This is a genomic window from Shimazuella sp. NTD250, from assembly GCF_059510375.1.
In genome coordinates, this window is the sequence record NZ_JCAJZS010000004.1 from 164,829 (window position 1) to 191,679 (window position 26,851).

At 39.8% G+C, this 26,851-nt stretch carries 29 protein-coding genes and 1 pseudogene; 20 read left to right on the plus strand and 10 right to left on the minus strand.

All coding sequences use genetic code 11. The features are described from left to right. The first annotated feature begins 11 nt into the window (after positions 1-11). From fsa to rho, 3 genes are all read left to right on the plus strand, one after another. Positions 12-653, plus strand: coding sequence for a fructose-6-phosphate aldolase (gene fsa / locus AC5WOF_RS11630; RefSeq protein ID WP_496050125.1), 642 nt, complete (start codon positions 12-14; stop codon positions 651-653). 225 nt (positions 654-878) lie between these two features. Next, positions 879-1,847, plus strand: a complete 969-nt coding sequence (glpX, locus tag AC5WOF_RS11635) for a class II fructose-bisphosphatase (protein ID WP_496050126.1) — start codon at positions 879-881, stop codon at positions 1,845-1,847. Positions 1,848-1,872: 25 nt separating this feature from the next. Further along, complete coding sequence (gene rho / locus AC5WOF_RS11640) at positions 1,873-3,141, plus strand: transcription termination factor Rho (RefSeq protein WP_496050127.1); 1,269 nt, start codon at positions 1,873-1,875, stop codon at positions 3,139-3,141. Positions 3,142-3,199: 58 nt separating this feature from the next. Here rho and AC5WOF_RS11645 read toward each other — a convergent pair whose 3' ends face one another. After that, the gene (locus tag AC5WOF_RS11645) at positions 3,200-3,541 is read right to left on the minus strand and encodes a hypothetical protein (protein WP_496050128.1); all 342 of its coding nucleotides are present in this window, start codon (positions 3,539-3,541) and stop codon (positions 3,200-3,202) included. Positions 3,542-3,773: 232 nt separating this feature from the next. On the opposite strand from AC5WOF_RS11645, the gene AC5WOF_RS11650 reads away from it, so the two are divergent. Continuing rightward, complete coding sequence (locus tag AC5WOF_RS11650; RefSeq protein ID WP_496050129.1) at positions 3,774-4,760, plus strand: peptidoglycan DD-metalloendopeptidase family protein; 987 nt, start codon at positions 3,774-3,776, stop codon at positions 4,758-4,760. Positions 4,761-4,808: 48 nt separating this feature from the next. Here AC5WOF_RS11650 and AC5WOF_RS11655 read toward each other — a convergent pair whose 3' ends face one another. Continuing rightward, positions 4,809-4,961, minus strand: a complete 153-nt coding sequence (locus tag AC5WOF_RS11655) for a hypothetical protein (RefSeq protein WP_496050130.1) — start codon at positions 4,959-4,961, stop codon at positions 4,809-4,811. Positions 4,962-5,132: 171 nt separating this feature from the next. On the opposite strand from AC5WOF_RS11655, the gene rpmE reads away from it, so the two are divergent. Both rpmE and pabB read left to right on the plus strand, forming a co-directional pair. Next, positions 5,133-5,336: a 50S ribosomal protein L31 gene (gene rpmE, locus AC5WOF_RS11660; protein WP_496050131.1), complete on the plus strand. Its 204-nt coding sequence runs from the start codon at positions 5,133-5,135 to the stop codon at positions 5,334-5,336. A gap of 65 nt (positions 5,337-5,401) precedes the next feature. After that, entirely contained in the window at positions 5,402-7,108 is a 1,707-nt protein-coding gene (gene pabB / locus AC5WOF_RS11665) for an aminodeoxychorismate synthase component I (protein WP_496050132.1), read from the plus strand. A 282-nt stretch (positions 7,109-7,390) separates the two neighbouring features. On the opposite strand, the gene AC5WOF_RS11670 is transcribed toward pabB, so the two are convergent. Then, positions 7,391-7,558 carry a hypothetical protein gene (locus AC5WOF_RS11670; protein WP_496050133.1) on the minus strand — a complete coding sequence of 56 codons (168 nt, stop codon included), beginning with the start codon at positions 7,556-7,558 and terminating at the stop codon, positions 7,391-7,393. A 350-nt stretch (positions 7,559-7,908) separates the two neighbouring features. Between AC5WOF_RS11670 and AC5WOF_RS11675 the strand changes: the two are divergent. Further along, a pseudogene (locus AC5WOF_RS11675) lies at positions 7,909-8,040 on the plus strand (recombinase family protein); the annotation flags it as partial. Positions 8,041-8,651: 611 nt separating this feature from the next. Here AC5WOF_RS11675 and AC5WOF_RS11680 read toward each other — a convergent pair. Beyond that, the gene (locus AC5WOF_RS11680; protein ID WP_496050134.1) at positions 8,652-9,272 is read right to left on the minus strand and encodes a DUF2269 domain-containing protein; all 621 of its coding nucleotides are present in this window, start codon (positions 9,270-9,272) and stop codon (positions 8,652-8,654) included. A gap of 904 nt (positions 9,273-10,176) precedes the next feature. Between AC5WOF_RS11680 and AC5WOF_RS11685 the strand changes: the two genes are divergently transcribed. After that, on the plus strand, positions 10,177-10,308 hold the full coding sequence (locus AC5WOF_RS11685; RefSeq protein WP_496050135.1) for a hypothetical protein: 132 nt from the start codon (positions 10,177-10,179) through the stop codon (positions 10,306-10,308). Positions 10,309-10,325: 17 nt separating this feature from the next. On the opposite strand, the gene AC5WOF_RS11690 is transcribed toward AC5WOF_RS11685, so the two are convergent. Further along, a complete protein-coding gene (locus AC5WOF_RS11690; protein WP_496050136.1) occupies positions 10,326-11,093 on the minus strand; it encodes a class I SAM-dependent methyltransferase in 768 nt (255 codons plus the stop codon). Between the two features lie 114 nt (positions 11,094-11,207). Between AC5WOF_RS11690 and AC5WOF_RS11695 the strand changes: the two genes are divergently transcribed. After that, entirely contained in the window at positions 11,208-12,134 is a 927-nt protein-coding gene (locus AC5WOF_RS11695; RefSeq protein WP_496050137.1) for a LysR family transcriptional regulator, read from the plus strand. A 104-nt stretch (positions 12,135-12,238) separates the two neighbouring features. Further along, positions 12,239-12,562, plus strand: a complete 324-nt coding sequence (locus AC5WOF_RS11700; protein WP_496050138.1) for a hypothetical protein — start codon at positions 12,239-12,241, stop codon at positions 12,560-12,562. A 158-nt stretch (positions 12,563-12,720) separates the two neighbouring features. On the opposite strand, the gene AC5WOF_RS11705 is transcribed toward AC5WOF_RS11700, so the two are convergent. Both AC5WOF_RS11705 and AC5WOF_RS11710 read right to left on the minus strand, forming a co-directional pair. Further along, positions 12,721-13,701, minus strand: coding sequence for an HTTM domain-containing protein (locus tag AC5WOF_RS11705; RefSeq protein ID WP_496050139.1), 981 nt, complete (start codon positions 13,699-13,701; stop codon positions 12,721-12,723). Next, positions 13,698-14,303 (minus strand): DUF5819 family protein, encoded by a 606-nt coding sequence (locus tag AC5WOF_RS11710; RefSeq protein ID WP_496050140.1) that lies wholly within the window; start codon positions 14,301-14,303, stop codon positions 13,698-13,700. The genes AC5WOF_RS11705 and AC5WOF_RS11710 overlap by 4 nt, the downstream gene beginning before the upstream one ends. 164 nt (positions 14,304-14,467) lie before the next feature. On the opposite strand from AC5WOF_RS11710, the gene AC5WOF_RS11715 reads away from it, so the two are divergent. Continuing rightward, positions 14,468-14,884: a thiol-disulfide oxidoreductase DCC family protein gene (locus AC5WOF_RS11715; RefSeq protein WP_496050141.1), complete on the plus strand. Its 417-nt coding sequence runs from the start codon at positions 14,468-14,470 to the stop codon at positions 14,882-14,884. Between the two features lie 54 nt (positions 14,885-14,938). On the opposite strand, the gene AC5WOF_RS11720 is transcribed toward AC5WOF_RS11715, so the two are convergent. Beyond that, positions 14,939-15,913, minus strand: coding sequence for a CPBP family intramembrane glutamic endopeptidase (locus AC5WOF_RS11720; RefSeq protein WP_496050142.1), 975 nt, complete (start codon positions 15,911-15,913; stop codon positions 14,939-14,941). 102 nt (positions 15,914-16,015) lie between these two features. On the opposite strand from AC5WOF_RS11720, the gene prfA reads away from it, so the two are divergent. Further along, complete coding sequence (gene prfA / locus AC5WOF_RS11725) at positions 16,016-17,083, plus strand: peptide chain release factor 1 (protein WP_496050143.1); 1,068 nt, start codon at positions 16,016-16,018, stop codon at positions 17,081-17,083. Then, the gene (gene prmC, locus AC5WOF_RS11730; RefSeq protein ID WP_496050144.1) at positions 17,073-17,939 is read left to right on the plus strand and encodes a peptide chain release factor N(5)-glutamine methyltransferase; all 867 of its coding nucleotides are present in this window, start codon (positions 17,073-17,075) and stop codon (positions 17,937-17,939) included. Before prfA ends, prmC begins: the two co-directional genes overlap by 11 nt. A gap of 57 nt (positions 17,940-17,996) precedes the next feature. Here the strand turns inward: prmC and AC5WOF_RS11735 are convergent, their stop codons facing one another. Then, entirely contained in the window at positions 17,997-18,245 is a 249-nt protein-coding gene (locus AC5WOF_RS11735; protein ID WP_496050145.1) for a hypothetical protein, read from the minus strand. A gap of 728 nt (positions 18,246-18,973) precedes the next feature. On the opposite strand from AC5WOF_RS11735, the gene AC5WOF_RS11740 reads away from it, so the two are divergent. From AC5WOF_RS11740 to AC5WOF_RS11755, 4 genes are all read left to right on the plus strand, one after another. Next, positions 18,974-19,345 carry an iron chaperone gene (locus AC5WOF_RS11740; protein WP_496050146.1) on the plus strand — a complete coding sequence of 124 codons (372 nt, stop codon included), beginning with the start codon at positions 18,974-18,976 and terminating at the stop codon, positions 19,343-19,345. 1,188 nt (positions 19,346-20,533) lie between these two features. Beyond that, positions 20,534-20,842, plus strand: a complete 309-nt coding sequence (locus AC5WOF_RS11745; protein WP_496050147.1) for a hypothetical protein — start codon at positions 20,534-20,536, stop codon at positions 20,840-20,842. 88 nt (positions 20,843-20,930) lie between these two features. Then, positions 20,931-21,752, plus strand: a complete 822-nt coding sequence (locus AC5WOF_RS11750; protein ID WP_496050148.1) for a sugar nucleotide-binding protein — start codon at positions 20,931-20,933, stop codon at positions 21,750-21,752. 129 nt (positions 21,753-21,881) lie between these two features. Further along, positions 21,882-22,622: a Fic family protein gene (locus AC5WOF_RS11755; RefSeq protein WP_496050149.1), complete on the plus strand. Its 741-nt coding sequence runs from the start codon at positions 21,882-21,884 to the stop codon at positions 22,620-22,622. A gap of 162 nt (positions 22,623-22,784) precedes the next feature. Here the strand turns inward: AC5WOF_RS11755 and AC5WOF_RS11760 are convergent, their stop codons facing one another. Beyond that, positions 22,785-23,384, minus strand: coding sequence for a TetR/AcrR family transcriptional regulator (locus AC5WOF_RS11760; RefSeq protein ID WP_496050150.1), 600 nt, complete (start codon positions 23,382-23,384; stop codon positions 22,785-22,787). A gap of 113 nt (positions 23,385-23,497) precedes the next feature. On the opposite strand from AC5WOF_RS11760, the gene AC5WOF_RS11765 reads away from it, so the two are divergent. From AC5WOF_RS11765 to AC5WOF_RS11775, 3 genes are all read left to right on the plus strand, one after another. Then, on the plus strand, positions 23,498-24,073 hold the full coding sequence (locus tag AC5WOF_RS11765; protein ID WP_496050151.1) for a cysteine hydrolase family protein: 576 nt from the start codon (positions 23,498-23,500) through the stop codon (positions 24,071-24,073). 25 nt (positions 24,074-24,098) lie between these two features. After that, positions 24,099-25,484 (plus strand): MFS transporter, encoded by a 1,386-nt coding sequence (locus AC5WOF_RS11770; RefSeq protein WP_496050152.1) that lies wholly within the window; start codon positions 24,099-24,101, stop codon positions 25,482-25,484. A gap of 134 nt (positions 25,485-25,618) precedes the next feature. Further along, positions 25,619-26,824, plus strand: a complete 1,206-nt coding sequence (locus AC5WOF_RS11775) for a macrolide family glycosyltransferase (RefSeq protein ID WP_496050153.1) — start codon at positions 25,619-25,621, stop codon at positions 26,822-26,824. Positions 26,825-26,851: the final 27 nt, after the last annotated feature.

A 26,851-nucleotide genomic window follows, 5' to 3' on the forward strand; every position in this document is an offset into this window, starting at 1 on the left:
GATCTGTTTTCATGAAAATCTTTTTAGATACTGCGCATGTCGATGAAGTAAAAGAAGTTGTACCTTTAGGTGTTGTTGCAGGGGTTACTACCAACCCATCCTTAATCGTAAAATCCGGCCGTGTTTTTGAAGATGTTCTTAAAGAACTGATTACATTAGTTGATGGTTCCATAAGTGCTGAAGTTATGAGCCCTAACGCAGATGGAATGATCGAAGAAGGGGAGCGGCTAGCCGCTATTGCTCCACAGATCACCATTAAGTGTCCTATGACCTGGGAAGGTCTGAAAGCTGTAAATCACTTCTCCAAAAAAGGCATCAAAACCAACGTTACCCTGGTTTTCTCCGTTAACCAAGCGCTCATTGCAGCACGTGCAGGGGCAACTTATGTCAGCCCATTTGTTGGTCGTCTGGATGATATCGGGGAAGAAGGGATTTATCTCATTGAGCAGGTAGCAGATTTGTTCCGTATTCATAACCTGCCAACCCAAATTATTGCAGCAAGTATCCGTAACCCTATCCATGTAACACAAGCTGCTATGGCAGGTGCACATATTGCAACAATGCCTTATAATGTTGTGAAAACGTTAGTGCAACATCCTTTGACAACTCAAGGTATTGAGAAGTTTGAATCTGATTGGAAAAGCCGAAAATAATTTCGATAGGCCCTGACACACTTTTGTGTCAGGCCCATTCTTTTTAAAACTGACAGAAAAAATGGGGTTTTCTAAGAAAATTGGAAGTGAAAAAAACTTCTTTGCCCACTATGTTCTCCTCACACCTCTCTCAAAAAAAGTAAGTTTTCTTTATAATTTCTCAAGTCCATTATTCCAAATTCACGCCGCATGTGTTACCTTACATAAGAAGAAGGGGTTGAAGCTATGGAACGAAGTTTATCAATAGAGCTTGTACGAGTAACGGAAGCAGCAGCCATTGCTTCTGGTAGATGGATGGGTTTCGGTAAAAAAATGGAAGCTGATGATGCAGCTACTACTGCGATGAGAAAAGTGTTCGATACGATTCATATGCACGGTACAGTTGTGATCGGAGAAGGTGAGATGGATGAAGCTCCGATGCTCTATATCGGGGAAAAACTAGGGACAGGATTAGAGCCTAAAGTGGATGTAGCTGTTGATCCATTAGAAGGAACCAATATTGTCGCTAGTGGTGCTTGGAATGCACTAGCTATCATTGCGATTGCGGATCAAGGATGTCTCTTGCATGCTCCTGATATGTATATGGACAAGATCGCCGTTGGACCAAATGCAGTAGGCAAGGTAGACTTGGATGCTCCTGTTGAAGATAATTTGAAAGCTGTAGCAAAAGCAAATGGGAAAGATGTAGAGGATTTAGTGGCTGCGTTGTTAAATCGTCCGCGTCATGCGAAATTGATCGAAGATATTCGCAAAGCCGGTGCGAGAATTAAATTGATTACTGATGGAGATGTTGCAGCAGCAATCAATACAGGTTTTCCAGACACTGGAGTCGACATTTTATTTGGTTCTGGTGGTGCACCTGAAGGTGTTTTAGCTGCTGTGGCACTGAAATGTCTCGGCGGGGACTTCCAAGGCAGACTGTTGCCAGAAGATGAAGCACAAAGACAACGTTGTATCGAAATGGGCATCACAGACCCATCACGCATTCTTCGGATGGAGGATTTAGTGAAAGGCGACGACGCAATTTTCGCCGCTACTGGTGTGACAGATGGAGAATTATTAAAAGGTGTTCGTTATAAAGGAAATATCGCAACAACGCAATCATTGGTTATGCGAGCAAAGACAGGAACTGTAAGATTTATTGATGGCACTCATCGATTAGAAAAGAAACCGAATTTGGTATTAGAGACCTAAGCTGCGAAAAAGTGGTGAAACTAAATTGGATTACACAATAAGTGAATTGGAAAACAAAAAGCTCACCGAGCTTTACAAACTGGCCAAGCATTATCAAATCCCTTATTACGGCCAAATGAAAAAGAAAGAACTTATTTTTTCAATCTTGAAAGCAAATGCAGAAAAAGATGGATTTTTCTTTATGGAAGGTGTACTGGACATTTTGTCAGAAGGATATGGTTTCCTTCGTCCTATCAATTTTCTTCCTTCCTCTGAAGATATTTATATCTCTGCTTCGCAGATTCGCCGTTTTGACCTGCGTGCAGGAGATTTGGTTTCTGGTAAAGTAAGACCTCCAAAAGAAAATGAGCGGTATTATGGATTGCTGCATGTAGAAGCTGTAAATGGTGCAGACCCTGAAACCGCTGGAGAGAGACTTCACTTTGCTGGACTTACCCCATTATATCCACAAGAGCGACTACTACTGGAAACAGAACCACACAAAACTTCCACTCGAATCATGGACTTGATTGCTCCCGTAGGCTTAGGCCAACGTGGTTTGATTGTAGCTCAGCCAAAAGCTGGGAAAACCATGTTATTAAAAGAGATAGCCAATAGCATTTCAGAAAATCGTCCTGATATTGAATTGTTTGTGTTGCTGATTGATGAACGCCCAGAGGAAGTAACAGACATGCAACGATCTGTGAAAGGTGAAGTAGTCAGTTCTACTTTTGATGAATTGCCAGAAAATCATATCAAAGTAGCAGAACTAGTACTAGAACGTGCTCAGCGTTTGGTAGAACACAAACGAGATGTTGTGATTTTGTTAGATAGTATCACACGTTTAGCTCGTGCCTACAACTTAGTTATTCCCCCGAGCGGAAGAACGTTGTCTGGTGGTATTGATCCTGCGGCATTCCATCGGCCAAAAAGATTTTTTGGAGCAGCTAGAAATATCGAAGAAGGCGGCAGCCTCACGATTCTTGCTACGGCACTAGTCGATACAGGATCTCGAATGGATGATGTTATTTATGAGGAATTTAAAGGAACTGGTAATTTAGAACTCCATCTTGATCGCAAATTGGCGGAACGCCGTATCTATCCTGCTATTGATATTCGCAAATCCGGTACCAGACGCGAAGACTTACTCCTTACGAAAGAAGAGTTGGATAAGCTGTGGTCGATCCGAAAAGGAATGAGTGATAACCACGATTTTACGGATGCATTTCTTCGCAAACTGAAAAACAGCAAAAATAATCAAGAGTTTCTAGCCTCACTAGAATCCCGTCCTGCCGAACGCAAAAAAGCCCATTAATCGATAACATACCCCCTGTTCTTCTCCTCTTGAGACAGATAGAACAAGGGGTTTGTCATTAGATACAGCGATTACAATTGTTTGTGGTGAAGGAATCGATAAGTACCCAATTTTTCCCTAGTGTATTTGTACAGCGTCTTCCTCTGTGCTGACATACTCTTCTTGTTCTGCCAGAGCTACGATGACGGTACACACAACAGCGCACTTGGTTTCTTACAGGGTTAGCGACGCGACGAAAACGATCTGGTCCATAGCCTCCGCCAAATTGATCTCTGCGAAACTGATCTTGTGGGTACTGTTGTGCTAACTCTGGGTCATATTCAAACGTATCGAAGTCCTCTTCAAAATCATCATCAAAATCATTGTCAAATGCGTTGAAATAATCATCAAAATAATCCATATATAGCCCTCCCATTTTTGGTTCCCTAACTAGTTATTCAGATAAGTGACTAATTGTTTGGACAAAGGCCTAAGTTTAACGGAAATAGGGGCAGGAAAGGGCTAACGCCGTTTTTCTCCACGCTTGTCTCTAGTTGAACATAGATATTTCTACCAAAAACTTTCATATGTTGTGGGTACCCTGCATAAATTGGAGTCATGGGTACCCAATATCATGGATATGAGGTGTTGTGATGTCTGGTAAGAAGACGCTCCTAGCCTCGAGTATCGGTGTATGTACAGTTTCGGCTGCTACTGCTGTAGCTTGGGCTGGTAACACAGATTCCCATCCGATTGTGGCAGGACTTCTAACAGCGAGCAAATCAGAAGGGAGAATTGCTGCACTTGATGCGAAGGAGACTCTTTATCAATCAGGAAAGCAACTGACCATCTCCATAGGAAATAAGATCACATATGAGGTAAACAAAGGGGATTCGTTGTATGCGATAGGACTTCGGTATGGAGTTCCCTATCAAGAATTAGCTGTGTTGAACAACATTGCCAATCCAAACAAACTGAAAGCAGGAACAAAATTAAAAATTCCATTAGCTGTTAAGGAGTATACTTCCAAAGGCGGGGAAATGGTTTATCAACTTTGCCAGCGAAATCGAATGTCTTTGCAATTGTTTTTCAAATTAAATCCAAAGGTAAATTTGTTAAATCCATTGGATACTGGACAGAAAGTTTTCATTGTTGAAAAAGAAAAAGTTCCAGTACCAGTTCCTCAACCAACCCCCAAAGAGCCGAAAATAAAAACGAAACATAAAGTAGTGGTGGTTAGCAAGCGCGACAAGGTTTCTGTTGGAAGTTTCCAGTTTCAATGGCCTGTTTCAGGGATGATAACCAGTAATTTTGGCTGGCGGCATGGCAGGATGCATAAAGGTCTTGATATTTGGAGCTCTAAGAAGTCGAAGCAGCCAATCAGTGTTTCACTCAGTGGGAAAGTAATCCAGGCAGGATATCACAACGGTTATGGCAATATGGTAATGATTGATCACGGTGGAGGATGGGTTACCCTCTATGCACATCTTAGCCGCATCTCTGTCAGTATAGGAGAGTATTTGGATACTGGCCAAAGACTTGGTTACATGGGAGAGACCGGCAATGCTACAGGATATCACTTGCATTTTGAAGTACATAAAAATGGTGAAGTGATCAATCCTCTTCGAGTATTAAGATAGGTATATAAAAGAGACATTTTCCTAAGGGAAAGTGTCTCTTTTTTGGTGTTAGGATGTAAAATACTCAATAATGCCCATTATAAAGCAAAAAGCGATGAAGACATATGCTGCCAGCTCTAAGTAGTCTGTCACACTTAAAGAAGCCCAGAAACCCTTTTCTTCTTTGGTTTTATCTGTTTGGAGAGGTTCATTTTCTGACATGTTTTTTCTCCTTCCTTTGATAATATTATTTCTCTTTCATTGTAAAATGAGTTCGTTCTCTCGCTCAAGTAAAAATTGGCATCCACATCGCCGTTCCTTGCAGCTTAAAGTTTAACATGCTATAATACTCCAGTGGATTTATACGGATCGATTGAAATGAGGTGACAATAGATGAAAGCAGCAATACACCCAAATTATAAAACGGCAAAAGTAACTTGCATGTCATGCGGAACTACTTTTGAAACTGGTTCTACTGTGGATGAGTTGAAAGTTGATGTTTGTTCCAAATGTCATCCTTTCTATACCGGTAAACAAAGAACAGCTAACGCTGGTGGACGTGTAGATCGTTTTAAAAAGAAATACAAAATCGATTAATCGTAGGCAAGCATACACTGCTTGCTTTTTTTTATGGAAAAAATTAGAGCAAGGGGTTTTCGAGTATGATTGCAATTGATTTTAAAGATTTTCATTTACATACAAATCAAGTGGAAGAGATATTGGTTGCAAAAAGTTTGGATCATGTGAAGCCTCTGCTTGAAAAAGTAGAATATTTATGGAGAAAAGGGTTTTATGCAGTTGGGTTTGTTTCCTATGAGGCCGGCCCTGCTTTTGATCCAAAGCTTATGGTGAATAAAGATAATAAATTACCACTAGCATGGTTTGCTGTCTTCCGAGAACCTGATCATAGGACAAAAAATGAACTTGAAGATTACCAAGTAGGCAAATGGAAGCCTGACTGTTCGCAGGAAACATATCAGCAAGCGATTCAGACGATACATGCTGCCATCGCAAGAGGAGATACTTATCAAGTAAATCACTCCATTCGGATGCAGGCTGAGTTCCACGGAGATGCATGGGGGTATTATAGGCACTTAGCGAGGTTACAATCCGGGTATAATGCCTATTTGGATACTGGAGATTATCAAATATTATCTGCGTCTCCAGAGCTCTTTTTCCGCTGGGAACAAGACCAGTTGATCACTCGCCCGATGAAAGGAACAGCAAAGAGAGGGCGTTATCAACAAGAAGATGAACTTCGGGCAAAACAGCTGCTAGCATCTGCAAAAGACCGCGCGGAAAACTTGATGATCGTGGATTTGCTGCGAAATGATCTGGGCAAGATTGCAGTGCCCGGAACCGTTCATGTTCCTGATCTATTTACAGTCGAACGATATCCTACTCTCTGGACAATGACATCTACCATTAAAGCAAAAACGCCACCCGCCACAACGTTAACAGATATATTTACAGCACTCTTCCCTTGCGGCTCGATCACAGGTGCACCCAAAAGAAAAACAATGGAGCTGATCACTTCTTTGGAGCAGTCTCCAAGGGAAGTATACTGTGGGACGATCGGATATCTGAAGCCAGGGGCAGAGGCAGTTTTTAATGTGGGTATCCGCACAGTTTTCATTGATCAGAAGCGAAGCAAAGCGACCTATGGAGTAGGTGGCGGGATCACTTGGGATTCCACAAGTGGCGGGGAGTATGAAGAGGTCATCACCAAAGCGAAAATATTAGCGTCAAAACCATATACCCATCAGTTACTGGAAAGCATTTGTTTGAAAAATGGGATATATCCCTTATTGGAGAAGCATTTGAGTCGCATGTCCGAAAGTGCAAATTACTTTGCTTACGCTTTTCCAGAAGAAGAAATAAGGTCACAATTGGCTTTGGTGTCCAGCAAAAACCCAGCTGGAGTATACAAAGTACGTCTGCTCGTTTCATCTGAGGGAGAAATAGAAGTACAAGCAGAAGCATTACAGGACATCGCACAGCCTGTCCTCACAACACTAGCAAAAACTCCTATTTCTAGTCAGAATATATTTCTCTATCATAAAACAACCAATAGGAAGATGTATGAGGAACAAAAAGCAGCTGGCTATTTTGATACCTTGCTGTGGAACGAAAGAGGAGAACTCACCGAGTTTACGATTGGAAATGTAGTACTAGAGTTAGATGGAAAATTGGTAACACCATACCGAGATGCTGGGCTTTTGGCAGGGGTAATGCGGGCGAGTTTGCTGGAATCTGGTGAAGTGGAAGAGAGAGTTATGTATCGAGAGGATTTAGAGCGGGCTAGTTGTATTTGGTTAGTTAATAGTGTTCGTGGTTGGATAAAGGTGAAATTAGTTTATGGTAAGTAAAGACTATGATTTTTAATTTTTTATTCATATATGAATGGAGTTCTTGAAATAGGAGATCACTTTAATTTTAATTAAGAAATTAACAAGAAAAAAAGGCCATATAATGTGGCCTCCTCTTTTTATAGAACTAAATGTAATCATAATTGAAATTTGCTATTTTATTTAAGTTGAAAATTAATATGCAATTTATATAGAACTTCTATAAACAAAGAAGCGTATTGTAAATCGGGGTTGTGCGGTGTTTCTACACCGCACAACTTTTTTTACTGAGATCCCGCTTTATTAGGAGCGGGTGGTACTGCCGTCTTCAGCCGGGGGCTCCTTGCCCTCCTGCTTGGCGATCTCGGCGGGGGCATTTGCCACGTCCTGCCTCACCTGAGGTTCCAGCGACGAGTTGCCTGCGACAGCCGCCGAATACCAGTTTGCTGTGTTCTTGTCTTCGATAGACATTTTTACAGCTCCCAGTCGGTTGTGAGTGGATTCCGTTTACCACTCCCAATCCATATTTTATATAAAAGTATTATACATTTCAATCTTCTGGTTTTGAATATAGATAGGCGATTTCAGTAATCCATGGGTTTTCTCTTTATTATTATGATTTATCCTAAATAAGTGTTGATTATATCGGGGGTTGTGCGATAGTTTGCACCCCGCGTAACCTTATTTACCGAGATTTCTCAGCTACCCGCGGTGTGTGACACCTTCTTCTGCCTCCGGAGGCTTCGGGCTCTGCTCCTTATGCATGGCCTACCGTGCCAGATATGGTCTCCCTGACGCAAAAAAAGATTTTACAGGACAATTATAAACGGTGGAAATCGCAGGAAATAACTGGTGTTTAGTTTATGAAGCTTCTAAATTTAAAGAAAAACACTTTTTATAAAATCCTCAAGGAATTTGAAAACGCACAAGGTGATATGTTGGAGGTTTCATAATGGATATTGAACAAAGTCACCGTTTTGAATAACAAAAAAATGGAGTGGATACAACATTGAAAAAATTATATAAGAATGGTTAAGAAATTCACCTCTGTTTCATTCCCATCAAGAAGCGAGTAATTATTTAAAACAAAAGTTTAGCAGTGATTTGTTTTTTTGTCTTGGCGAGGGTAATGAAGTATATCACTATCATCTTTTATATGACTAAGACATCTATGTTAAATATCAAATTCAATTGGAGGATGATGATGAATATGAATATAACAATCTGGAAAAACCTTTTGATGAAACATATCAGCACATTCTAATAAAAGAGAATGGGGATATCGGTATTAACTGTAGGCGTCCTAGAGGGTCTTTCATCCATCACTGGGCCCATTCATTTGGTAAAAACACTTCCATAAATGAGTAAGGTACTGATTTAAGGGTAGAACCAGCATCAGGCGCCTGAGGGGTAACGTAACCATATAATGGAACCCGGGTAAATCCCGCATTTTTTCCCATCCCCCCGAAATAAATAAGGATTCCATTAAATGGAACCTATGTGACTGATCGCAGCAGGAACCCTGTCACTGGGTGTAAAAGTAATGAATCGATCCCAATCCCTCCTATATTTCAGCGTGTATCGCATTCTTTTTATTTCTATACTTTAGTCTTTTTCCCCAAGGTTTTAAGTAAGTAGCAGCAGTTATGAAAAGTAAAATTCCAAACACAATTATGATTCCAGTAAATATCATCTTCTGACTTTCGAGATAGTCAGGATTTTGTGCGGGATGAATCCCCTTTTTAGAGAGCATCATTAAGGATTTATGAATCCAAGAACCTATAAAAGTACTACCAAATAGGATAGTTGTTAGATTACCTACCCATTTGATTATTACCCAGTAATAGGTCGTCAAACCCCATGTTCCGATAGCTAACCAAATCCCTGTCGTCAAACTCCCAAGTGCACCAGGAATAATTAGAAACCAATCAAATGACTCCATGAAATAGTGAGCTGCATAAATAAATTCACGGTCATTTGCACTCGTTGTAATAATCGTCAAAAACAAAATTCCCAAAACACCTGTGAAATACATAATTACAAAAAGGACATGAAAAAAAACCCACCATCTTTTTTGTTTTGCATTGATTTTAATTAATTTTTTTCTTCCAAGAATCAAGATTGGTACCGTCAAAATAATTACAGACAATAATGTCCAAATAAGACTCATTAATAATTCAGCCATCCCACTCGCTCCAGTACTAGTTTTTTGGTATCTAATGAATTAATAATTCCATTATAAGAAAACATTACTGACACCTCCTGTCAGCAATGTCGAGAAAGATATTTTTGCAATACCTGTGAAAATAAATGAAGCTTTTCTTTGAGGGTTCTCTTCACAGAAAACACGCCATCTCTTCTATTTTTTTTTTCCTAAAGGAAGAATAGCGTTTTTTTCAGTTTGAGGAATTTTAACTTGATGGGCATGGGTTCTGCCGTGGAAATACCCCTTAAAGCTGGAGATTGTCCACCTCAACGCCCATCTTGGAAGCCTCGATGTCATTGAAAGTTTGGCCGATGGACAGACTTGCTCCAAGATTCATTTATCCAGTTGACAAATGAATCATACGCCTTTATAAGAATAGAAAGAGAGAATGGTCAAACTTTTGATCTCGTACATGATTCTTTTTATATCCTACATCTAAAAGAGGATTCCATAAAAATGGTCTTTACCATTACACATGATGACCCTATGAAAATGATGGAAGATCAAGGTTTTTCATCAGCTGAGTAGTAAATCGTATCAAAGGTCTGATCGTCGACCACTAGCTATTCAATGAGGCCCAGTAACAGAGTTCATAACATTACAGTAATTGGAATTTATCTGACTGATTATAGCAGCAACCCTGTCACTGGGCCTCTTACTCCCGGTAAGTTGTGAGTGGATTTCTTTTACCACTTCTGTATATGATTCTAAATAAGGTTAATATAAATCACATAAATGAAAAAATAATATTAAAAATATTGAATTATTAACCTTTGGAGTTTAACATATGTATTTGATTTTGTAGAGAAACATCAGTTATTTCATATAACAAGGATCTAAAATGTAAAAAAGTAATCATTGCAAGAGATTGGAACTAAAAGATGTGAATAAAAAGTTGGGCTGGATACTCGTGATAGCATCCAGCCTTTTCAGCTCAGAAATCGTCGTCTCCAGTCTGAGGGTCACCGCCAGAGGACGGGACATCGGTGGAGAAGCTGCGATTGTCTTAACCTGATCGTCTTCTTTTTCATTTTATTTTTTTTTCACACCACGAACTAAAATCGATTTTAAACAGAAAGTATCAACTGCCCCATCAGTTTTATAGGTAATAGAAAAAGTATCTTTTGCTGAGGTTGATGCGGATTGAAATAAATGCTGCAACTTATGTTTTGCTGCTTCTGGTGTAGCAGAACGGGCTACCCAAGTATCATAATGAAGTGGAATAGCCCATTTAGCGATTTCTTCATAGGTCAGCTCATTTTTTCGAAAGAAATCCCTCCATTCTGCCAAGGAATATTCTCTAACATGAGAAGGATCACGTGTCTGATCGACTTCATTCACAAATTGATCCAGTTCTTGATCATTTGGTGCATAGTGATCTACTAGCAGAAATACTCCACCTGGTTTTAATACTCGACTGATTTCCTTCATTGCTTTTTCAATGCTGGGAAAATGATGAGCGGCAAGCCGGCAGGTGACAACACAAAACGTTTCATTTGCAAAGGGAAGTGACTCCACATCTCCCACTTGAAAGTGTACATTTTCTACTCCTTTATCTTTGGCAAATTGATTCGCAACGTTTACCATTTCAGGAGTAACATCAACCCCTATACATTGCATGGCAATATCGGCAAAGGCTATTGCAGTGTGTCCTGCTCCTGCTCCGATGTCTAACAGTGTTTGAATACGGGGAATGCCAACAGCATGTTTCATTTTTTCTAAATCTTTCCCTGCTGCAAATACTTTATCATCTCGATATTGCTCAGGATTTTTTGCAAATTGTTCAGAAGCGGATGTCATCCTATTTCCTCCTATGCAATGGATCATTTTTCCTTATTTTATAAGAAGATTGTTCATAAGTCGAAGATATAGATATAATCAATACCATAGTTTTTACCTATGGAGATGGTCAGCATGGAAATGCGCGTTTTACGTTATGCATTAGAAATATATCGACAAAAAAGTTTTACCAAAGCGGCACACTGCCTGCATATTGCACAACCCTCACTCAGTCAGCAAATTGGAAAGTTGGAGAAAGAAATAGGAGTAACTTTGTTTTATCGGACAAGAAATGAAGTAGAGCCTACTTCCGAAGGACTCCAGTTTATGAAGCGGGCAGAGAGGATCGTGCAAGCTCATGATGATCTTCTGCGTGAGATGAAAGATCATAGAGAAGGGATTGGATCTACCCTGACCATAGGAACTCCTGCTGTCACAGGAGGCTATGTTTTGCCTCCGCTTATTCAAATGTATTTGGAAACATACCCGCAAGTTGAAGTAAAGCTAGTAGAGGATACACCAGCGAAATTAGAGCAGTTGATCATCGAAGGAAAAGTAGACCTTGCAATTCTGTCATTGCCTGTAGAAAATGAAAAAATAACTACTCAACCTATGGTGACAGAGCCGCTTTTTTTAGCGGTGCCAAGAAAAGAACAGAGTTGGATGTCGGAAAAATTACGTAATGTGGTGCAGCATGCTGGAAAAAAAGCGTATCAAACAAAAAAGATTAATATAAAAGATGTCCAAGAAACACCTTTTATATTATTAAAAGCAGAGTATGGTTTTCGTCGTATCGTATTGGATTTGTGTGCGGAAGCTGGTTTTCAGCCACGAGTTAGTTTTTTGACGAGTAATATGGAGACAGCCCAATCGTTTGTAGTTTCAGGCTTGGGTGTTACGATTGTTCCATTGATGGTAACAAGAGAGCGGACAGATATGTTATATTTTCTGCTAGAAAGGGAGCTGACTCGTACGTTGGTTTTCGCCTATAAAGAAGATAGATATTTGAGTCATGCTGCACGAACTTTTATGGATATTTATGAAACGAAGACGAGTATGTAAAGAAGAAATATACAACTGTTGATAGATTATATTTTGACTATATTGAATTGTGTTAATATAATAATACAAGATGGGAGAGGCCCATCCAAAGCACCCCAAGGAGGGTGTATGTTTATGGTTACGACGGACCTCCAGGCCAGCCGATGGGCCAAAGGAGTCGGAGACTGGGGCTGGAACCAGTGGCCGTCTCACTCTTTTTGGGCAAGAATTATAGCATTGAGAGCGAGAAAACCCACGGTTTTAATCGTGGGATGAAAGCGAGTGTTGGAGGTGAAGGAAATTTTTTTACCAGTCCAACTTTTGAAAAAAGCAATTTTACAAACAAGTATTCGCATGGTGATATATGTCTAGTCGCAACAAACGAAAACCAAGTTGTTCGCGGCAAGGAAGAATTCAATATTCGTAAACCGTGGGGCATACGGGGTTAGCTTGGTAATGAAATAGTCATAAGGCTATCGTCCCAAGAATCCAACGGCTTTAGCTGTGTGGAGTTGTCAAGATGTTGCTTCCATGTCTTGGGTAGAAGAAGATAAAAAATTGCATAACTAAAAACTCCGTTTATCTCAAAAGGATAAACGGAGTTTTATTATGAAGTTGCAACAGTTCCCTCTGACGGTGCATCAGCTAATGTTTCTTTATTGCTAAAAATACGTTTCCACCAGACAGCTAGTTGACGGTAATCTTTATCGAATAACAACATACATTCACAGCCGATCATCACCCAAGAGAAATCCACAAGTCCCATGGAGACCGCAATTCCGATATGGAGGAGACAAGCGGAGAAGATGGCAAAGTATTTGGTATATCGATTGAGCAGTAAAAATGGAAATGCTACTTGGAAAATGGTCGTCGCATAGGTTGAAAAAATTAACAACGGTTCGTATTTCCATAGTAAATCATTTATCCCTGGAGTGTAGAATTCTTGCACACGGCTGGCATAGTAGAGAGCTGTACCATTTTGCCACAGTTCGCCCATGATTTTATAGCTGCCAGAAGCAAAATACATAAATACGAGCTGAATCACACAAGTAATCCATGCAAAGTTATGAATGATGGCTACAAAATCGCGGATACCTTGATTGTCGCGAATTTTGGCAAAGACCTTCTTTTTACGCCGTTTTCTCCACCATGCATCTACAGAGAAATACGCATTTGTTTTGGCAAAGATCAAATAAACGAGCAAGAGTCGCAATACATTGTCTCCACCGTGGGTAATACTGTAATCCCGTGTGTAGATGGAGAACATCAAGATGGCCATTAAGACTCCCATAATACGGGTTTGGAAACCGATGATATAGAGTATGCTGACAGCAATCCCACCGAAGATGACCGCGTTCACGACCCAAAGGTCAGGACCCAAGTCAAATAAGGTATGTATGTTATTGCTTTCTGTAATTTTTTGATAGGCTTCATAAGAAACGATTCCATTTGGCCCCCAAAGCAGAAATCGAGTGGGGATATTGAGTGCCAGCTCATACAACATGGCAACACCGAATATAATGCGAACCAAACTCAATCCAATCAGAGATTGTTTGGTAGTGAGAAAATTGATAAGTCGGTTGATCATGTTTTACCACCTCCTGCATTTACACTGGAAGGTTCCCACCAGTTGCTAGGGTAATAATAGATTTTTCCTGCTGAATCAGGCTTGTCCCTATTTGCATAGTCAGGAAATTTGTTAATCACCGCACGCAGCTGTATTTTGTTAATAGTTCCGGGAACTGTAAATTTCTTCGTGTCTAGTACATATTTCACATAAGTCTGCATGGAACGAAAAGCGCTTTCTTTATCTTCCTTTTCTCCCCATACGAAGTCACTGATCAATGAACTTTGAAATTCGGAGAAGCGAGCATTTGTGGAAAAACGATTGGATTGCAGTTCTCTGATAACAGGTAAGGTGATACTTTTCCAGTCCGTTTCTCTTGTAGCTCCTTGGTTATCAACGTACTGAACACGGATATCCAAGTTAGCTTGCTGGCTTGCAGGATTAGGAGCAAATAGTTTCCAATTTTGAGTAAATAACGGATTCATATAGCCAATTATCGTATCCCAGTGTTTGCTTTTAAATGGATTTGCGGGGGATAAGTAGATAAAAGTAAAACTAAAATGAACCAATAAAACGATCGACAATATCGCACTTGTAGTAAAAACGAGTATTTTTCGTGACAAGGAGTTCTCTCTCCCTTTTCTTAAAATAGCGTAATATAAAAATAACACAAATTTGCAAAAGGAAGTAGTAGAATGAATATGTCAAGTATAGGCAATCCGCTAGTTTTAAAAGTAAGGAATGCGGGAATTCAAATAATGGACAAATTCAAAGGGGATGACATCCTATGTCAACCGATACAAAAATAGATGCGACAGGTACATATGTGCTATTTGATGGGGTATGTAATGTTTGTAACAACTGGGTAAAGTTTATTATCAAACGTGACCCCAAAGGAATTTTTAAGTTTGCCTCTCTACAATCAGAGGAAGGTCAGGAGATCTTACAAGCTCATAATCAAAAAATCTCACTAGATTCTATCGTATTTGTTCAAGATGGAAAAGTATATACGGAATCAACTGCTATCTTGCAGATATTTCGAAAATTAACAGGTATGTGGAAAGTATTGTCTGTGTTTCAAATCGTGCCGAAATTTATTCGAGATTCATTTTACCACTGGTTTGCCAAAAATCGCTATCGCTGGTTTGGACAGCAAGAAAGCTGTATGATCCCTACACCTGAGATACGTCAACGTTTTCTATAAAGAAAAAGACTTAGATTCTCATGAGGAATCTAAGTCTTTGTTTCTTTCAATCGCTTACTGAGCAAGATGTGAACCCAAAAGAGCGATCAATCCTAATATAATGTTATAACTTGCATGAGTGATCATCGTGAGCGTAGTACTGTGACGTTTTCGAAGTATCCCCAGAGTAATGGCGAGTATAAATACGATGAGGGTAGCGACGCTCCATCCATAATTGGCATGGATCAAGGTAAATAAAATACTTGTATAGATCAATCCAAACTTTGGGAGCATCGCACCACGGAATATCAGTTCTTCTCCTAATGCAGCAGCTAATCCTAATGTTAAAATACCAGGTATCGTTCCAAATAATGGTCCTAACTGTTGATTGGTGATTTTGTCCACATTTGGGTCAATCCCAAAACCTATGATGCTGGCTATTTGTTCTAATAAAATGTTCACAAGGACAAAGCCGATGGCAAACGATATGCCTATAAAGAGCATTTTCCAAGTTGGCCGGATAAGACCAAGACGAGCTAATGTTTCTTTTGTACCTCGTTTTTGGAGCCATCCGACCCCAAATAATGCGATCAAAGCAAGCAAAATATCTTGAGTCCACAAGCTGGCTATGGTTGTTCCCTCGGTTGTATTTTGGATTAGCTGTTCTAGGGAAAAAGCAGTTAAAATATAAACATGAAAGACAATAAAACTGAGACTGAGGGAAATCGTATGTACATCATTATCAGGTTCTATCGATATCGAATGACTGATCAGTCTGCGTATTGGCGGGATAAAGACCAATAGTGCAGCCACAGAGACGATGAATAGTGCTAAAGACTGCAAAACATCCTTTTCATGGATGCGATCCAGATGTAAAAGTGCGGTTGCATTGGAGATAGCCACCAGCCCATATGCAGCGATGATAATCGTAAAAATAATACGTGTAATCCATTCATATAGTTTAGGATGGGTATCTCGGTGTTTGATTCCAAACTGGAGAAAATAATAGACAAGTAAAAAAGGCGCGACTTGCAATGCAATATCTAACACAAATGGGGTCCCCTTCTAAGATAGATTTGATGTTCCTTTCCACTCGCTTATAATTATGTTACAATCAATTGACTTATGGTTAAAAAATGGGAGTGAGAAAAAATGCTGGATCGACTCCAGTCCATTCATAATCGTTATGAAGAGCTTAGTGCATTATTATGTGAACCTGAAGTGATAAATAATCCAAATAAATTACGCACATATTCGAAAGAGCAGCGTGATCTTGAAGCACAAAACAATGCCTACTTGGAGTATAAACAAGTAATAGAAGGCCTGCAAGAAGCTAAGGCAATGTTTGAAGAAAAGCTGGATGACGAGATGCGTGAACTCGTTAAAGCAGAAGTCGATGAATTGTCTGAACAAAAAGAGCAATGGGAAGAACAAATCAAAATTTTGCTCCTTCCAAAAGACCCGAATGATGATAAAAACGTGATTGTTGAAGTCAGAGGGGCAGCAGGTGGAGACGAAGCTGCATTGTTTGCTGCTTCTTTATATCGGATGTATGGACGATATGCGGAACGCCATGGTTGGAAAATAGAAGTTTTAGAAGCCAATTCAACTGGACTCGGCGGGATGAAAGAGGTTGTGTTTTCTATTCAAGGCCAAGGAGCTTACAGCCGTCTAAAATACGAAAGCGGAGCACATCGTGTACAACGCGTACCTTCGACAGAGTCCGGTGGAAGAATTCACACCTCTACTGCTACTGTTGCAGTATTGCCTGAAGCTGAAGATGTAGAAATTGAGATTCATGATAAAGATTTGCGGATTGATACATTTTGTTCGAGCGGCCCTGGAGGACAAAGTGTAAATACTACCAAATCGGCAGTTCGAATCACACACATTCCTTCAGGTATCGTAGTATCTTGTCAAGATGAGAAGTCGCAAATAAGCAACAAAGATAAAGCGATGCGCGTATTGCGTGCTCGTCTTTATGATATGAAACAGCAAGAAGAGATGGCAAAATACGCAGATGCAAGAAAATCTGCGGTAGGTACTGGAGACCGCAGTGAACGTATTCGTACGTATAATTTTCCACAGAGCAGAGTGACAGACCATCGGATCGGTTTGACTCTGCACAAGCTGGACATGATCTTAGATGGTGATTTGGAAGAAGTCATCGATGCTTTGATCTTACACGAGCAGACGGAGCAATTAAAATATGCACAATAACACCATCCGGGAAGCCTTTCATCAGGCTTCCTCTTTTTTGAAGCAAAAGGGAATAGACGGATTATTTGAGGCAGAGTGGATGCTTCGCGAGTTACTAGCAGTTGATCGAGCGTCTTTTTTTCTTTTGTGGGACAAGACATTGACAGAAGAACAAACAGCTGTGTATCAAGAATGGGTGGAACGCAGAGCATCTCATGAACCATTGCAATACATTTTCGGCAAAGCCGATTTTTACGGCCGGCCTTTTCGTGTTACACCTGATGTTCTCATTCCTCGTCCAGAAACAGAATTGTTGGTGGAGCATGTCATCCATAAGGCAGATGCTCTCTATGATGATCTGCCGATTCGTGTGGTAGAAGTAGGTACAGGCAGCGGCTGTATTGCCATTACGTTGCAGTTGGAACGCCCTCACTGGTCCCTTACTACTATCGATCTATCAGCAGATGCACTGCGAATTGCGAAAGACAATGCAAAACTGCATGGAGCAGCGGATAAAATTACTTTTTTACAAGGTTCTTTTTTAGAACCTGTGAGAGAAGAAGTCGCTGATGTCATCGTTTCCAATCCTCCTTATATCCCTTCAAAGGTCATTGGTACATTGGATCAAGAAGTTAAGCATTATGAACCTCATCTTGCCTTAGATGGAGGGGAAGATGGAATATATCCCTATCGAAAAATCATTTCTCAAATAGCGAAAATGCCTGCTAGAGGAAAGCGATTGATAGCATTTGAGATTGGAGATGAGCAAGGAGAGCAGGTAGCAGATCTTGTACAACAATTGCCTAAAAGTAAGGATGTAAGAGTATTACAAGATATGAATGGCAGAGATCGGTATGTGTTTGGATTGATTGATTGAACAGAGTTTAGACAGGAGGATATTATCCTGCTGTCTTTTTATGTCTTGTAACTTGTATTAGGTAGTGTTGCTTAGGAAATGATTCATATTCGTATACTTAAGTTGGAACAACGAATATACCCAAATATGGGGTTCAGGGGAGATACATGTAATTTTAGAACATAAGCTGTTTAATATTTCCATGTGCAATCTAGACATAATATCTAAAGATGAACCTTGTGCCAGTCGATGGCATGCCAAGTTTATCTCTTTGTGGGAGGATGCACCAGTCACTGAAACCGCGCCTGCGGTTTGGCGATCCGTCATCTGCTTTTCCTCCTTTCATAAGTTTGCCAAATCTTTCGTGATGAAAGACCGGATGGAAGTCTGCCCGCTTTCGCATAGGATGATGTTGTTAAAAAAACGCAATCCTTATTCATTCCATTACAGAATGACGTTTGCTTTCTCCATCTTCCTTTACCTCCAGTTTCATCAGGTCGACTTACGTCTTCCCTTCCTTTACAGGGAAACTGGAGGCTTATCACGTTTCACATCAGTACACAGATGGGGCCTATCCACCGATGACTTTCGTGTCTGCGTCTAGGGAAATAGGAACCCTAGCTCCTAACCATTTACCTTTTGGTTCGAGCCCAGCATCTTTGGCTCGTTGTGTATCACGACGTTTACCAGCAGTTCACTTACGTTAACCATACCATCTATCCCTAGCTCCTAACCGCTTTGGTGCTAGCAGTCATGTTAAATCCTTACGGTTTAGACATCATCCTATGGATGCGGCTACATTGTCCCGAAAGCTTCAAACCTTTAGATTACTCTATACGCATGTTTCGGTAGGGAACTGAGAGCAGAATCTCAGGTGGAATCGAAATGTCCCACAGCTACTGATGCGACTTCGTGTCGCACCCTAAAATTACACGTATCTCCCCGCAACCCCATATAGAGGTAAAACGGAGGAAAATAGTAACAGGTCACTTTTGTCATCAAATATAAGATTAATGATATAAAATTTAATATAAGGGATATAAAAGGAGGGGAATATGGAAGTTTTTGAACCGTATCTTGCTAGGATCGACAATCCCGAACACCGCTATCGGACAGAGGAAATCTTATCGTGGATTGCTACGAAATACCCTCATCTCAAACGACACATTAAATGGAATACACCCATGTTTACTGATCATGGCACCTTTATTATCGGCTTTTCCACAGCAAAGCATCATCTAAGCATTTCACCCGAAGAAGCAGGTATTACGAATTTTGCGGATGATATCACCCAAGCTGGCTATAGTGCTACCAAAGGCTTGTTCCGAATTCCTTGGAATGAGCCAGTAAACTACGAATTGCTGGAGAAAATGATTGCATTTAATATTCTGGATAAAGCAGAACATACGAATTTTTGGCGGAAATAATACATCAATAAAAGGGGATGACCCAAAAGCCTAAATAGCAAATGGACTGGGATTTCCAGTTTTCATGATGGAGTACCACCAAGGTGTTACCTTACATGATTCAGTAAAATGGGTTGCTAGAGCTTGTGAGAATGGCAAAGCAATTTATATTGGTTGTTTCACCAACCAAGGAAAATGCCATATGTGTTAGAGAATATTTCTATTGATATGAATGATCAGGAAACAAAAAAGTTTACGGAATTCATATTCCGTAAACTTTTTTATATCCAAAAGGTTGCATTCGGTTTACAGAATGATTCATCCAACGCAATTTGGCATGCCTCGTCGAAGGTGCCTATATAATATGCAAATTTTTTAGGATAAGCATTTTGATAAATCATATACGATCCTTCTCTTTGATTATAAATGGGCTTTTCACCTAAAAAATGTGTACGAATCCTTTGATTAATAGGTAAATATCCCCAGGCTATGTGTCGGGTAGGTCAGGCTCCTTTCAGAGCCGTTCCCCCCTAAGAACCGTACGTGAAAGTTTCCCGTCATATGGCTCAAGCCTTTCAAACGTTCTTTGAGGAACGCGGTTTCTCAACGGTTAGATTAAGGTTATGAACTTGTCTATGGCAGTTAGGATGTAGAAGGACTCTATTGGGGTTCAGGGGAGATACATGTGATTTTAGGACATAAGCTGTTTAATATTTCCATGTGCAATCTAGACATAATATCTAAATTGTTTAAAGTGTAGATAGTGCTATATTGAAGGTACCAGCAGTAAGTCTACTTTATGAGCGGAGGAGCAACTGTGTCTGAGAAAATCGTGAACGGTGGAGTATCCCTCTATGGTTTCATGGTTCTCCCTGATCCGCTCACTCTCTGGCGGGGTGTTGCATGAAAAATGCATAACACCCCGCCAGAATGCTTTTATAGAGATAAGAACCACCGTTTTAAGATTGATTGGTAAATATTCCTATGTCTCATTTTTACATGTATCTCTCCGCAACCCCTAATGCATCAAGAAAAGTTCCTATGGGAATGAATAGAAGTAACTTGAATCAAAGAGCGACTGAAAATGGAAAATGAAAAAAGTAACTTTTTACTCTATATGAACAAATTCACTAACAGAAATATCCAAATGTAATTTTAAGCAATAATAAGTAAACGTTTTACTTCGGAAAAAGGTGCTCCTTTCTAAGCTTGAGCATAAATCCATTCGGTGAGTCTCTGTTTTCGCTTTCTGTGAAGAAACGAAAGCCCTTGCGAAACGTGGTTATGTCCCGCTCGTTCGCAATAGATGTAAGTGAGCAACAAGAGCAAGAGAAAACGATGAATCGCAGTAACATCTCGAATCTGATAACGATCCATGGCAAGCTTAATGAAGAAGCAAGGATTCCACAGATAGCGATACATCGGTACTCAAAAACAATCGAAGGGATTTTGGCATCACCAAATAAATTTCCCCTCTGGCCAACAGAAGAGAACAACCGCATTGGGGTTGTCATGTAGGGCCTAGAAGAACCAGCAGCCATGTCACAAAGTGTGATTTGCCCAAATAAATGACAAGAACGTCTACTGATAAATGGGAGGATTTTTGATGGAAAAGGTACTTATTCTTGGTGCAAGTGGTCTTGTAGGTAGTGCTTTGATCGAAGAATTGAAAGTTAGATTTGAACTGTATGGGACGTACTTTTCATCGTTATCCAATCTCCCCTTTCATCATCAGTTCCAATTAAATGTTCAGCAAATCGGGAAGATGAAGGAAATGATACAAGTAATTAAACCTGACTTTGTGATTTCTTGTTTAAGGGGAGATTTCGATCATCAATTTAAGTTTCATGAAGAGTTGGCTAAGGTGTTACGAAATAATAGTTGCCGTTTGTATTACTTTTCTACCACAAATGTATTTGATGGAGATCTTTCAAGACCCCACACAGAAATAGATATACCTATTTCTGAATCAGATTATGGGAAATTTAAAATAAAATGCGAGAATATGCTAAAAAAAATATTGGATGAGAGAGTGATGATTATTCGAATTCCCGCTATATGGGGAAAAACTTCTCCCAGATGGAATTTAATCAAAGAAAGCATAAAAAATGATAAAGTAATAGATGTATATAGCAATCTTGTATGTAATAATCTGTCAGATGCTCATCTAGCAAAACAACTACGATATATTATGGAGAATGAGCTAAAAGGAATATTCCACTTAGGTTCAGTAGATATGGAAACACAGGGAGAATTTTTCGGGCAAATCATAAGTAAACTTGCGAGTGAAAAAAATATATTGCGACATGTTTTATATCAGGATAAAGCTGATAACTTTTACTTTTTTTTATATTCTAATCGTGAGGATATACCAGCATCTCTACGATGTACAAATAAAGATATCATCTCGTACTTGCTAAACTATTGACAATTCTGTTATATCTATCTGTTATTTACAAGAAATTGAATAAAGGGGCAATCATAAGTATACTCGGATTATACAAGTTAAAAGCAAATTCTCAGAATTGTGGGGAACCCATAGAAGAGGAGCAATACGATGTTTGCTAAAATTGACGCCATGAGGGTGCAGTTACAAACACTTCGACAAAAAAATAAAATTCATCCCGAAACAGAAAATAGTATCAGAGAGAAGTTTATCGTAGATTGGACCTATCATTCGAATGCTATTGAAGGAAATAGCCTTTCTTTGATGGAAACAAGAGTAGTATTGGAAAGTGGAATGACAGTTGGCGGAAAATCGCTCAAAGATCATTTAGAAGCTATTGATCATAAAGAAGCAATCCTCTATTTAGAAGAACTCGCCCAAAAAGAAGAAAGACTGAGTGAGATGCATATCAAACACTTGCATGCCATCGTACTTGGACGGATTCGACCAGCGGATGCTGGGCGATATCGAAGTGTACCTGTGACGGTTGGTGATCATATTCCGCCACAACCATGGGAAGTACCAATTCAAATGGAACAGCTCATCCAACAATACCACGATCAGTGGAGTACCCTTCATCCTTTAGAACAAGCAGCTTACTTGCATTGTGACTTTGTCCGCATTCATCCTTTTATCGATGGAAATGGACGGACAGCAAGGCTCATTACCAATCTTGAACTAATGAAACATGGCTTTCCGCCTGTTATTTTGCCTGTCGAGGAACGAGTTTCTTACTATGAAACGTTGCAAAAATATGATGATACGAGGAATCCCGCTGCTTTCTTAGCTTTATTTACTAGATTGGCTGAAAAGTCTCTTACCTTTTATTTATCGGTTTGCAGCCCTCATTGAAGTTATGAATAGGAGAGGGGATTAGCGATAAGGGCTATTACAAAAGAATACAAATATACCCTGTATCTAAAAAAAATTCATGGAACTACTAATCCCATGAATTTTTTTTAGACGTTTTTAGTTTCTTAGAAATTTTCTGTGTTACTTTGCTAGATGAACCAATTAATGCTGAACAAATGCTGAATAGAGTTGTTCTAAAATCTCTTCTGGTGAATATCCCCTTACTTCCCTTTGAAATAAATAGAACTCGCTTCTTAAAGTTGTGAGTAGCATGTCTGTTTTAAAGACGCTGTTTTGGCTGCTTTCTTCCGTCATTTCATCGAATAACTCCACAAAGAATTGGTGTAATTCTTCGTATAAAGGGCTCTGTGTTCTCTTTTTCGACTGGTTAGTCGAATCGTAATTTTCTACACCTTTTAGTAATTGTGATTTCGTTTCTCTAAAGCGAATGAATATATGGAGAACCTCTTTTAATTTTGCAGCTGGCGACTCCTTCTTGTTATCCTTCAAATATGTTTCAATATCTTCGAAAAACAAAACGACATTATCTTTCATTAAATCTAAACATAATTCCCCTTTGTTTCGATAACGGCGATAGAGTGTTCCAGGACCGATCTGAGCCTCTGTAGCTATTCGATTCATGCTCACTTGTTCTACACCAAATTGGTCAAATAGTCTCATTGCCGTTTCTAATATACGCTGACGATTCTCAGCAGCATCACGTCGTTCGAGACGATTATTTTTTTTATCTAAGTCTTTCATGATCTTCACTCCTAATACGCTGACAGACATTGACAAACGGAGAGTTCTCCTTTTATAATAAGTGATAGAGTTCTCCGCTTAAGATTATCTTAATGAAAAGAGGATTGCAACAAATGGAAAAGCATATAGAAAAAGCAGCACTTTTGGTCATGGATATGCAAAATGGGATTGTATCTCGTTTCGCTCAAAACAAAGAATTGTTAGTTCCAGTTCAGAAGGCTGTGGCAAGTGCACGTGAGCATAATATCTCGGTTATTTTTGTACGCCTTGGATTTAGTGAAGGCTATCCTGAGATAAGCCCGCAAAATAAGACATTCTCAAATGTTTCCAAATATGGAGGAATGACTACTTTAGATGAAGCAGCGCAAATTCATGAATCGGTTAAACCTGTTGGAAATGAACCTATAGTTACGAAGTATCGGGTGAGTGGTTTTGCCGGAAGTACGCTCGAAATGATCCTCCGTTCCCAACAAATAAATACGCTTATTCTCAGTGGAATTGCAACAAGTGGTGTGGTGTTGTCGACATTGCGTGAAGCAGCAGATAAAGATTACGCTTTAACAGTGTTGAGTGATGCTTGTCTTGATAGCGATCCTGAAGTTCATCGTGTCCTAACGGAGAAAGTATTCCCTCGCCAATCCGAAGTTATCACCGTCGATTCTTGGATCGACACATTGAATGAAGTCTAGGGTACTACTGAAGGAAGGAATAGTTTTGAATACATCTAGAAATAACCAATTTAATCGAAAACTTATTGCACCGATGGTCTTAGGCTCGATATTGAATCCTATTAATTCTACTATTATTTCCATTGCTTTAATTCCCATTGGGAGCGCATTTGGTGCACCACCATCGCAAACAGCTTGGCTTATTTCTGCTCTATACCTAGCAACAGCAATCGGTCAACCAATCGTGGGAAGATTGGTTGACATTTATGGTCCAAGGCCACTTTTTTTAATGGCGGCATCTCTTGTTGGCATCTCAAGTGTAATGGCGATTTTTTCTCCTAACATCTGGTGGTTGGTAGTTTCCAGAGTGCTACTTGGTTTGGGAACTTGTGCAGGCTATCCGACTGCAATGTATCTTATCCGTACAGAAGCAGAGCGAACTGGAGAAGAAAGTCCCACAAGTATTCTTACCATATTAGCTATAGCCACCCAAACGATCGCTGTTATTGGCCCAACATTAGGCGGTTTTCTTATTGAAATGGGTGGTTGGCAAAGTACATTTTTCGTAAATATTCCTTTGTCTTTGGCTTGTCTTCTTTTGGGTTATTTTCGTTTCCCGAAGGTGTCAGCAGTTTCCGATAGGGAGAAGAAAAAAAGAATGGCAATTGATTATAAGGGGATCGTACTTTTTATCATTACTCTGATATTCGGTTTACTCTTTCTGATGGGTCCGACTATAAAGAATTTGTACTTGTTAGTGATAGCAATCTTTGCAGGCATCATTTTTGTCTTTTTGGAGTGGAATATAAAAAATCCGTTTATCGATATTCGATTATTTCGAGGGAATTATCCCTTGTTATTGACTTATGCTCGTGGTTTACTTTCGTCTACCGTTACCTACAGTATTCTTTATGGATTCTCTCAATGGCTGGAGAAAGGCAGGGATTTACCTCCTGCAAAAGCAGGCTTATTGCTATTGCCTATGTTTTTAACAGGGATCATTGTTTCTAAAATCACAGAAAGAAGTCTTACCATACGTTTGAAGTTGATTATTGGAAGTACGGTGCAGCTCATCGCTATTGCTCTGTTGCTGTTTACTAATTCTACAAGCTATCTTATTTTTCTTGTAGCGATTGTTCTGCTCTTTGGGGTGCCACAAGGTTTGCTGAATTTAGCCAACCAAAATGCAGTCTTTTTTCAAGCACTCCCAGAGCAGATTGGAGCTTCTGCTGGTTTGTTACGAACATTTATGTATATGGGTGCTATGATTGCATCTGCGGCAAATGGATTATTTTTAAAATCAGGTGCGATGACAATAGGGATTCACCAAGTCGCTATTTTGTGTGGTGGGATTAGTTTTATTCTTATACTAATAACGCTGTTCGATCGTTCCTTGTTCAAAATCGGAAATAAATTAGAAACGGGTAAGTAGAAAAAGCGCGCCGCCCCGCTCAAACCAAAAGTCTGAGCGGGGCGGATGGTCATCGCTTGGTCTACTGTCGAAGACGCCAATGCCTCCAACGAGTGTATGATAAAAACCCAGCTTTCCAATAAGGAGTATAGGTGATGTCAAATGTATTGTTTTTTAATGTCGCCAGAGATGGTCATGTAAATCCAACAATGGGGATTGTCAAAGAATTGGTCAATCGAGGAGAGAAAGTGACGTATTATTGTTCTGGAGAGTATCAGGATCGCATAGAACAAACAGGTGCAACCTTTCGTGCCTATGAAAAAAGATATAAAGAAACCACAGCGCTTGATATCCCTATAGCTGGTATGGCAATGATCTATTACATGCTTCAGGATACAGAACATAGAATTCGTACGATCTTGCCTAAGGTACAAGAGGAAGAGTATGACTATGTGGTGTTTGACAGCAGTTGTGCTGCTGGTTGGATCATCGCAGATATTTTGCAGCTTCCTAAAATCTCATCTTGTTCCATGCTGGCGATAGAACAACGAAATACGAAGGTGGATCGGAAATCTTATACCGAAGCAGATAGGGAATACTTGCTTAAATCTAAAGAGATATTAAATGATGTAAAGAAAATATATGCTTTGAATTCCATGCCTGTACATGATTTTAGGCGTATCATGTCTTTTCCGGGGGACCTTAATTTCGTCTTTACATCGAACTATTTTCAAAAAAATGCGGAACAATTTGATGAAACATTCCGATTTGTCGGCCCCTCTATTGCCCTGCGAAAAGATACAGAAAACTTTCCATATGAAAAGCTACAAGAGAAACCAGTGATTTATATTTCAATGGGTACGATTGTGAATCAGCAAGCCGAGTTCTACCAAAAATGTTTCCAAGCGTTTGCTGGTATGGATGCTAAAATTGTCCTTTCTGTTGGGAAGAACACAAAGATAGAGGAGTTAGAAACTATTCCAGATAACTTTATTGTTCGCAACTATGTACCTCAACTAGAAATACTCCAGCATACAGATGTATTTTTCACACATGGCGGGATGAATAGTGTGAGCGAAGGGTTGTATTTTGATACACCATTAGCTGTGCTGCCTATATCCAATGACCAGCCGATGGTTGCCAAAAGAGTGGAGGAAGTTGGAGCAGGTATTCAGCTAGATTTCCACCAAGTAACACCAGCTGTTTTGCGGGAAATAGCAGAGCTGCTATTAGCTGATGACATATACAAGCAACATGCCCAAAAAATAGGGAATTCATTTCGAGCGGCAGGGGGGTACAGAAAGGTTGTAGATGATATATTTGAATGGAAAGATTTTATATTTGATCGCACAACACCCTAATCTACCAGATACCTCTTCTAGAGATAA

What these genes read in the sequence shown, in the direction of transcription:
- AC5WOF_RS11760 (WP_496050150.1), bottom strand. Translation starts at nt 23,384, where the DNA reads ATGAAAGACTTAGATAAAAAAAATAATCGTCTCGAACGACGTGATGCT.
- AC5WOF_RS11655 (WP_496050130.1), bottom strand. Translation starts at nt 4,961, where the DNA reads ATGTCAGAAAATGAACCTCTCCAAACAGATAAAACCAAAGAAGAAAAG.
- prmC (WP_496050144.1), top strand. Translation starts at nt 17,073, where the DNA reads ATGCACAATAACACCATCCGGGAAGCCTTTCATCAGGCTTCCTCTTTT.
- glpX (WP_496050126.1), top strand. Translation starts at nt 879, where the DNA reads ATGGAACGAAGTTTATCAATAGAGCTTGTACGAGTAACGGAAGCAGCA.
- AC5WOF_RS11680 (WP_496050134.1), bottom strand. Translation starts at nt 9,272, where the DNA reads ATGGCTGAATTATTAATGAGTCTTATTTGGACATTATTGTCTGTAATT.
- AC5WOF_RS11690 (WP_496050136.1), bottom strand. Translation starts at nt 11,093, where the DNA reads ATGACATCCGCTTCTGAACAATTTGCAAAAAATCCTGAGCAATATCGA.
- AC5WOF_RS11645 (WP_496050128.1), bottom strand. Translation starts at nt 3,541, where the DNA reads ATGGATTATTTTGATGATTATTTCAACGCATTTGACAATGATTTTGAT.
- AC5WOF_RS11755 (WP_496050149.1), top strand. Translation starts at nt 21,882, where the DNA reads ATGTTTGCTAAAATTGACGCCATGAGGGTGCAGTTACAAACACTTCGA.
- AC5WOF_RS11670 (WP_496050133.1), bottom strand. Translation starts at nt 7,558, where the DNA reads ATGTCTATCGAAGACAAGAACACAGCAAACTGGTATTCGGCGGCTGTC.
- AC5WOF_RS11775 (WP_496050153.1), top strand. Translation starts at nt 25,619, where the DNA reads ATGTCAAATGTATTGTTTTTTAATGTCGCCAGAGATGGTCATGTAAAT.
- AC5WOF_RS11650 (WP_496050129.1), top strand. Translation starts at nt 3,774, where the DNA reads ATGTCTGGTAAGAAGACGCTCCTAGCCTCGAGTATCGGTGTATGTACA.
- AC5WOF_RS11750 (WP_496050148.1), top strand. Translation starts at nt 20,931, where the DNA reads ATGGAAAAGGTACTTATTCTTGGTGCAAGTGGTCTTGTAGGTAGTGCT.
- prfA (WP_496050143.1), top strand. Translation starts at nt 16,016, where the DNA reads ATGCTGGATCGACTCCAGTCCATTCATAATCGTTATGAAGAGCTTAGT.
- pabB (WP_496050132.1), top strand. Translation starts at nt 5,402, where the DNA reads ATGATTGCAATTGATTTTAAAGATTTTCATTTACATACAAATCAAGTG.
- AC5WOF_RS11695 (WP_496050137.1), top strand. Translation starts at nt 11,208, where the DNA reads ATGGAAATGCGCGTTTTACGTTATGCATTAGAAATATATCGACAAAAA.
- fsa (WP_496050125.1), top strand. Translation starts at nt 12, where the DNA reads ATGAAAATCTTTTTAGATACTGCGCATGTCGATGAAGTAAAAGAAGTT.
- AC5WOF_RS11715 (WP_496050141.1), top strand. Translation starts at nt 14,468, where the DNA reads ATGTCAACCGATACAAAAATAGATGCGACAGGTACATATGTGCTATTT.
- AC5WOF_RS11765 (WP_496050151.1), top strand. Translation starts at nt 23,498, where the DNA reads ATGGAAAAGCATATAGAAAAAGCAGCACTTTTGGTCATGGATATGCAA.
- rpmE (WP_496050131.1), top strand. Translation starts at nt 5,133, where the DNA reads ATGAAAGCAGCAATACACCCAAATTATAAAACGGCAAAAGTAACTTGC.
- AC5WOF_RS11705 (WP_496050139.1), bottom strand. Translation starts at nt 13,701, where the DNA reads ATGATCAACCGACTTATCAATTTTCTCACTACCAAACAATCTCTGATT.
- AC5WOF_RS11740 (WP_496050146.1), top strand. Translation starts at nt 18,974, where the DNA reads ATGGAAGTTTTTGAACCGTATCTTGCTAGGATCGACAATCCCGAACAC.
- AC5WOF_RS11735 (WP_496050145.1), bottom strand. Translation starts at nt 18,245, where the DNA reads ATGACGGATCGCCAAACCGCAGGCGCGGTTTCAGTGACTGGTGCATCC.